The following is a 1,556-nucleotide window of genomic DNA, read 5'->3' on the forward strand; positions in this document are numbered from 1 at the left end:
GGATCATCAGCTGTGGTATCATTATCTACTTGATCTAAGGTAACTGAAGTAACTGTATTGGTAATCGTATCTCCACTGGTACCTGAATCAACCGTTGCAGTAAGAGTTAAGGTTGCAATATCACCATCTAACAAGTCTCCAATAGTCCAAACTCCTACAGCTGCATTATAATCTGCTGCTGGTGTTGAACTCACAAAAGTAACACCTGCTGGTAATACATCCGTTAAAGATACATCAGTAGCACTAGCTGGACCATTATTAGTAACTGTGATGGTATAATTTATAGTGTCTCCCTCATCAGGAGTACTATCATCAACGGTCTTAGCAATTACTAAATCAACCTCATTATTTACTATAATGTCTTCGCTAAGGTCATCTGCAGTTATATCATTATCTGTTTGATCTAAGGTAACTGAAGTAACTGTATTGGTGATCGTATCTCCACTGGTACCTGCATCGACTGTAGCTTCGATTATTATATTTACCGAGGATCCATTACTAATTGTACCAATTGTCCATAGTCCGGTGCTATCATCATAAATTCCTTGACTTGGAGTATTACTTACATAGGTAACACCTGCTGGTAATACATCTGTTAAGACAACGTTAGTTGCTGCTGGGGCCCCATTATTAGTAACGGTGATCGTATAATTTATGGTTCCTCCTTCATCTGGTGTACCATCATCCACAGTTTTTATTATAAATAGATCAACAAGATCATCCGTATCTCTCCAATCTGGTTCTGGAGTAGTAGGGTTATCCGTATTAGGGAATGGATTAGTAGCTGTCTGTCCCCCATTAGTAGGGTCAGGATCTGCATCATCTGTATCAAAATTATCATCTAAGCCATCTCCATCACTGTCATTACCACTTGGGAGAGTATCTGCAATACCATCATCATCGGTATCATATCCTTCTATCGTATCACTTTCTCCATCATTATCGGAATCTGTATCTATATAGTCTGCGCCATCAGCTGCGCCGTCTGTATTGGTAGGGTCAATAGCTGTACCATTGGTGTCATAAGCATCATTCACTCCATTACCATCTGTATCGGATTCATCAACTAATGGGGTTAACGGATCATCTACAATAGGAGCAATATAACCACCTGTTGTCTGACCCTCGATATTATCAACTATACCATCATCATCCGAATCGATATCTAAATAATCAGGACCATCGTTTGGATTCATATCCGTATCCGTTGGGGTACCACTAACCCCTGCCCCATCAACACCGCCATCTTCTGCGCCATCTGGAATACCATTCGTACCAACACTACCATTGATCTGACCATCATTGTCTGTATCCAATGCACCATTGCCTGTCTCTACTACATCGTACAACCCATCATTATCACTGTCTAAATCTAAGTGGTTCGGAATACCATCTCCATCATTGTCATATACATCAGGGACTCCATCACCATTACTGTCGGTATAGTCCGTGGTACTACCATCTCCTGTACCATCATCACTATCGTCCTGCCAGTTAGGAACACCATCTCCATCCTCATCGCCATTTGGAGCATTTCCGCCACTCTCTACTACATC

Annotated in this window: 1 protein-coding gene; it reads right to left on the reverse strand. The window is 41.3% G+C overall.

The genetic code is table 11. From position 1 onward, the window contains the following. Window positions 1-1,556 (reverse strand): DUF11 domain-containing protein (locus tag Q1B37_RS24160; protein ID WP_299903335.1); only part of this gene is annotated, 1,556 nt, incomplete at both ends.

This window comes from uncultured Aquimarina sp. (assembly GCF_947492965.1).
Classification (GTDB): domain Bacteria; phylum Bacteroidota; class Bacteroidia; order Flavobacteriales; family Flavobacteriaceae; genus Aquimarina.